Below are 5755 nucleotides of genomic sequence, written 5' to 3'. Positions count from 1 at the left end.
TAAATAGCTTCCAGCGCTTCCGATAATTTTTTCACGGCAATCACTGTCAAACCGGGAATCGGTTTTCTGGGCTGATTGGCGGCAGGAACAATAGCACGGCTGAAGCCATGCTTGGCAGCCTCAACCAGACGCTCCTGACCATTGGCCACCGGACGGATTTCCCCGGCCAGCCCCACCTCACCAAAGGCCACCAGGTCCTGAGGCAGCGGTGTATCCCGCAGGCTGGAAACCACAGTCAGCAGGCTGGCCAGGTCAGCGCTGGTTTCTGTGATCTTTACGCCACCCACTACGTTAAGAAACACATCCTGGTCACTGGTGAAAATGCCACCGTGCCGGGTAAGAATGGCCAGCAGCATGGCCAGACGGTTTTGCTCCACGCCGACAGTTACACGACGAGGGTTTCCCAGTTGGGATTCCACCACAAGCCCCTGTATCTCAACCAGCAGAGGCCGGGTACCTTCCCACAATACAGAAATAATGCTGCCCGAAGTCGCCTCCTGGGTGCGGGACAGGAAAATGGCCGATGGGTTTTTCACTTCCTTCATGCCGGTTTCGGTCATGGCAAAAATACCCAGCTCGTTCACCTGACCAAACCGGTTTTTGGTGGCCCGCATCATACGGAAGCGGGAATCATCGGTATTGCCCAGCATGATCTGGGTATCAATGATATGGGACAGAGTCATGGGGCCGGCCAGAGAGTTGTCTTTGGTGACGTGGCCGACAATCAGCAATACCGTACCACTCTGTTTGGCATAACGGGTCAGGAAAGCGGCAGACTCTTTGACCTGGCCAACACCACCGGGCACGGAGTCCACTCCGTTCATATACATCACCTGGATGGAGTCGATAACGATAATGCCGGGCTTTTCCTGCTCGGCCACCGCGACAATATTTTCTGCGGAGGTTTCCGCCAGCATTTTCAGGTTATTGGTGGGCAGTCCTAATCGCTGGGCCCGGGCAGCAATCTGCTGCAGTGACTCTTCGCCAGAGACATAAAGGGCATTCATGGACTGGGCAACGTGACAGAGCACCTGCAGCAGGATGGTACTTTTACCGGCCCCCGGGTGACCACCAATCAGCACCGCACTGCCTTTGACAAAACCGCCACCGAGCACCCGGTCAAACTCCGTCATGCCGCTGGAGAAGCGGGGTGCTTCTTCCACATCCACTTCGCTGAGGGTTTTCAGCTCAGAGAGAGCACCGGCAAAACCGGCTTTGTTACTGGCAGCAATGGAGGGAGAGGCGGCCGGTCCGAGATTGACTTCTTTATAGGTGTTCCAGGCTTTACAGTCCGGACACTGCCCCTGCCATTTGGCGGCTTCGCTGCCACATTCGGTACAAACGTATGCTTTTCGGGATTTTGCTTTTGCCATGAAGAGTCTTTGCGTAAATAGATTGAGTCTAACTGCTCAGTATGATCCGTAACAAACATTCCGTATAGAACCACAAAGACACGAAGGCACAAAGGCAGCCTTTTTTGCTGGTTTACCGCAGCTCAGACAAGCTCAAATAAACCTTTGTGTCATTGTGGTTTCTTTTTTTTCAGTTACTACCAAATACAACAAAGTCAGACTAAATTAACGCAGACAGAACTTTGCACTAAAGGTGATTCATACAGCAGAATCATGCAGGGTTTATGATGTATAAGCCACAACCTTCACTCCTCACTTTCTTGAGGTATGCACATATTTCAGCTTATTGTTGCCAGGGCATACTTCAAAGACGCAGGCACTCACCATGAATACGAATAAAATTGGCATTATCGGCACTGGCTTTGTTGGCATGGCGGCCGCCTACTCCCTGTTCCAACAAAAGCTGGCCAATCAAATTATTCTTGTGGATAAGAACCAGGACAGAGCCCATGGCGAAGCACTGGACCTGATGCATGGCCAGCCACTGGTGGGACGCTGCGAGGTCACCGCCGGTGACTTTGCCAGTTTGGAGGGGGCAGGCATCATCGTTATCTGCGCCGGTGTCAGTCAATCCAGCCCCGATGAGAGTCGCCTGCATCTGCTGCAGCGAAACATCAAAGTGTTTGAAGCCATCGCCAGAGAGCTTGACCAGCATGCACCCCAAGCCTTGTTGCTGATTGCCAGCAACCCGGTGGATATTCTTACCCATGCCATGCAAAGCCTGAGTCATCGTCCCAATAACCTGGTGATTGGCACCGGAACCCTGCTGGATACCTCCCGCTTTCGAACCCTGCTGGCCAACTACTATGATGTCTCACCCCAGTCCATTCACGCTTATATTCTCGGGGAACATGGTGACTCTGAAGTACCGGTCTGGAGTTCCGCCACCATTGCCGGGCTTGGCATCAAAGGCAATACGATTAATGGTCGTGAATACGATCCCGAAGCCCTGGCAGGTATTGTCACCAGGGTCAGAAAAGCCGCTTACGAGATCATTGCCAACAAAGGCTACACCAACTGGGCGATTGGTCTGGTTATTGCCTTTATCATTCGCATGGTACTCAATAATCAGCGCAGTGTTCTTCCGGTCACGGTCCGGCTGAATGGAGAATACGGCATTAGCGATATCTGTCTTAGCCTGCCAACCGTTATTGGCAGTGACGGCGTGGAGAGTATTATTGCCCCTAAGTTGGATGAGGAAGAACTGGCGGGCATTCGACAATCGTCAAACACCCTTAAAGTCTCTATGGATCAGCTGGTATAAGCCCCTTTTGTACGATCGGTAAAACACACAGATCACGCAGGGCACATCAGAAGGTTTCCTCTGTGCCCGGCGTGATCTTTGTGATTCTCAAAAGCCCTAAAGCGTTTCAGGCTATTCGTTCATATCGAGAACGAGGACCCACAGCCGCAGGTCGACTTGGCATTGGGGTTTTTAACCAGAAAGCGAGAGCCTTCCAGCCCCTCTTCATAGTCAATCTCCGCGCCCACCAGGTACTGGTAACTAAGGAAATCAACCACAATGGCTGCGCCATCTCTGGTAATCAGGGTGTCATCATCAGCAAGATTACTGTCAAACGTGAAGCCGTACTGAAAACCGGAACAGCCGCCACCGGTGACATATACCCGGAGCCTTTGATTTTCTTCGGTCTCATCTGCCAGCAATTCACTTACCCTGCGGGCAGCAGCTTCCGTAACACTGATTGGCTCCGGTATCACTGTTTCTACTACGCTCATTGACCCTCCCGTGCCGCCGCCCAGGCTCATGGCCATCACCTACTGATAACCCGTTAAGGCAGCGACCCGTCATTTACTCATTAGCGGGCTATTATCGGAGTAACCAACTGTTACAGTCAACTATCCACCGTTTCAATCACTTCCGCTGCAGGCATCTCCTGGTCAGCACGCTCCAGCAGAGGCTGAGGTCCGGCTGGCACACCATTCGAGTGATGCTCAAGACTGCCATTAACCTGAGACCCTATGGTCATTTCTATCACGTTGTAAAACACATTACCGGTAATCACGGCCCTGGAAGCAAGCTCCAGATGTTCTTCGGCAAAAACATTGCCACGAACATGGCCATCGACCACCACACGCTGGACACGAACATCACCTTCCACACTGCCATTATGGGCAATGGTTAACATGCCCTGATCAGCTGACACATTACCTTTAACACGCCCTTCAATATGCACGGAACCGGAAAAGTGAATATCGCCGGTAATGATTGTTTCTGACGATATGAGCGTCGTACTGCCATGTTTCGCGACGTTACCCGCTGTTTTGCTCTTGCCGAACATCCGCTAACAGCTCCTTATCCCATTGATAAATTTGTTCAAAACTCTGTTTGATTCCGCTGGTGATCCGCACCATAACCTTGACCTCTGTCGGCTGAAAACCTTCCGGTACAGTGAAGTCAAAGTACTCTCTGTCACTGGGCAGAGCCTGAAAATAGCGAAACCCCAAACCTGCGACAGCCTGATCCGACGCGATCAGCTTCTGCAGCGGTATGGTCTGTGCTTTGCCATCTTTCTCGCCAATCAGGGATACCGATAGTGTTCCTTTCAAAAACGGGTTGCTTCTCGCCACCTGGGAAATCACCAGTCGAAGACGGTACTGACCGGATTCATTCCCCCGAAGTAAACTGAAGCCCGCCACCCGCACACCGGTAGACATGTCTTCCGGAGCCAGGATGCTTTTGAAAAAAGTCAGCTCTTTATGCAGCAGCTCTTTCTCTTCCTCAAGCTTCTTTACTAACAGGCGAACATTATTGACCGCTTCACGATCCATTTTGCTGGCACTTTCCAGAATGCCCACTCGCTGCCGGAGCTCTCTGTTCTCTTCCTGCAATACTCTGGCCCTGTTCTCCAGAGTGGTATGCTGTTGCCGAAGCTGGTTCAGATTCTGGCCTGCATGATTTCCACCATACCAATAGGCAAAACCACCCAGCAAAGCAATAAATACCAATAGAAAAATTCGAATTAACTGATCTCGTTTCGGGTCATGGCGTATAACCCTGAGTTTGCTACTGTCGGGATGCAAAGCTATCCACCTTTTCCTGACCATGACTCGGGCCCATTAAATAGTTAAGAGCCAATGAGCCTGCAACCTTCCTTCAACAGCACCTATTAAAAGGATGCGCCTTATTCTGAAGAACTTAACCCGGATATTTCATAAACATGCTCCCGCTCTCGCTTGTCCTTTGCCGCTCTAAGGGAATTTTGTTCAGTCGACCGTACTCCCCGGTACGGCGCTCCCTCACAAAATCCCTTAGAGCGACAAAGTCCTCGGCTTTGGCATCCTGCGTCGCCCTATCTCCCACATCCATGTGGTCGTACGCGAGATTCGGGGCAGTTTATGAAATATCCGGATTAACAGCGGGACTATACACAAGCCGAAAAAACATAACAAACAAACCGGCAAACTTTCGCCACACCCAAAATTCAGTCCTGGCCAAACATCTAAAGAAGCAGTTTGGCACAGAAAAAAGCCAGCGGTATGATGCACTTTTAAGTAGTTGGCCAAATGGAATCGTATTTTCTGGCTAAGTGGGCAGTTACTATGCAAGGCACAACGTAGGGAGCATAGCCGTAGCTATGTGACCGGAGTTGTAACGCCGCAGAGTGACTGCCCACTTAGTCAGAAAATACGATTTCATTTGGTTAACTACTTACCGTTCATCAACACTGCCTTCTGATATTACATGATCGATAAATGGACAACCGCACTTATTCAGCCACCGTTGAGATTGGCTGCGTTGCAGTTAAAGCATCGTGGCATCACACCGGACCAGGTCACCGTTGCCGGTTTTATGATGGGCATGCTGGCAGTCCCATTGCTGGCCTTTGAGCTCTACTCACTGGCTTTAGTGATGATTCTGGGTAACCGGATACTGGATGGTCTTGATGGAGCACTGGCCAGACTGGGCAACCCCTCAGATGCTGGCGGGTTTCTGGATATTACCCTGGATTTTATTTTTTATTCGGCCATTGTCATGGGCTTTGCCCTGGCGTCACCGGCACACAATGCGGTGGCAGCGTGCGTCCTGATTTTCTCCTTTATGGGCACCGGAGCCAGCTTTCTCGCTTATGCCATCATGGCTGAGAAACATCAGCTGTCAGACCCGCGCTTCAAACACAAATCCCTGTATTACCTGGGTGGTCTGGCCGAGGGTACAGAAACCATTGCGCTGTTTGTGCTTTTTTGTCTGCTGCCCGGTTATTTTCCACAACTTGCCCTGGGTTTTGCCGTTATATGCATTTTAACCGCCGCTCTCAGGGTCTGGTCTGGTTACCAAAGTATTGAGCAGGCAGAGAAAGAAAAGCACCAAAAGCCAGCCTCCC

The 5755-nt window shown here is 51.1% G+C and carries 6 protein-coding genes; 2 read left to right on the top strand and 4 right to left on the bottom strand.

What is annotated here, in order from left to right:
* Window positions 1–1373, bottom strand: a 1373-nt coding sequence (radA, locus tag ACO6V1_RS22045) for a DNA repair protein RadA (protein WP_422450409.1), incomplete at its 3' end; no start/stop codon positions are given.
* Between the two features lie 364 nt (window positions 1374–1737).
* Between radA and ACO6V1_RS22040 the strand changes: the two genes are divergently transcribed.
* Complete coding sequence (locus ACO6V1_RS22040) at window positions 1738–2676, top strand: L-lactate dehydrogenase (protein WP_422468588.1); 939 nt, start codon at window positions 1738–1740, stop codon at window positions 2674–2676.
* A gap of 119 nt (window positions 2677–2795) precedes the next feature.
* On the opposite strand, the gene erpA is transcribed toward ACO6V1_RS22040, so the two are convergent.
* From erpA to ACO6V1_RS22025, 3 genes are all read right to left on the bottom strand, one after another.
* Window positions 2796–3149 (bottom strand): iron-sulfur cluster insertion protein ErpA, encoded by a 354-nt coding sequence (erpA, locus tag ACO6V1_RS22035; RefSeq protein WP_101747158.1) that lies wholly within the window; start codon window positions 3147–3149, stop codon window positions 2796–2798.
* 116 nt (window positions 3150–3265) lie between these two features.
* Window positions 3266–3712, bottom strand: a complete 447-nt coding sequence (locus tag ACO6V1_RS22030) for a bactofilin family protein (RefSeq protein ID WP_422450407.1) — start codon at window positions 3710–3712, stop codon at window positions 3266–3268.
* The gene (locus ACO6V1_RS22025; protein WP_422462642.1) at window positions 3684–4454 is read right to left on the bottom strand and encodes a DUF6776 family protein; all 771 of its coding nucleotides are present in this window, start codon (window positions 4452–4454) and stop codon (window positions 3684–3686) included. The genes ACO6V1_RS22030 and ACO6V1_RS22025 overlap by 29 nt, the downstream gene beginning before the upstream one ends.
* 661 nt (window positions 4455–5115) lie before the next feature.
* On the opposite strand from ACO6V1_RS22025, the gene ACO6V1_RS22020 reads away from it, so the two are divergent.
* On the top strand, window positions 5116–5755 hold a 640-nt coding region (locus ACO6V1_RS22020), incomplete at its 3' end, for a CDP-alcohol phosphatidyltransferase family protein (RefSeq protein ID WP_422462640.1).

It is taken from the genome of Endozoicomonas sp. ALC013, assembly GCF_049310205.1.
Lineage (GTDB): Bacteria > Pseudomonadota > Gammaproteobacteria > Pseudomonadales > Endozoicomonadaceae > Endozoicomonas.
The sequence above is the reverse complement of the archived record's forward strand: the minus strand, read 5'-3'. Positions and strand labels throughout refer to the sequence as shown.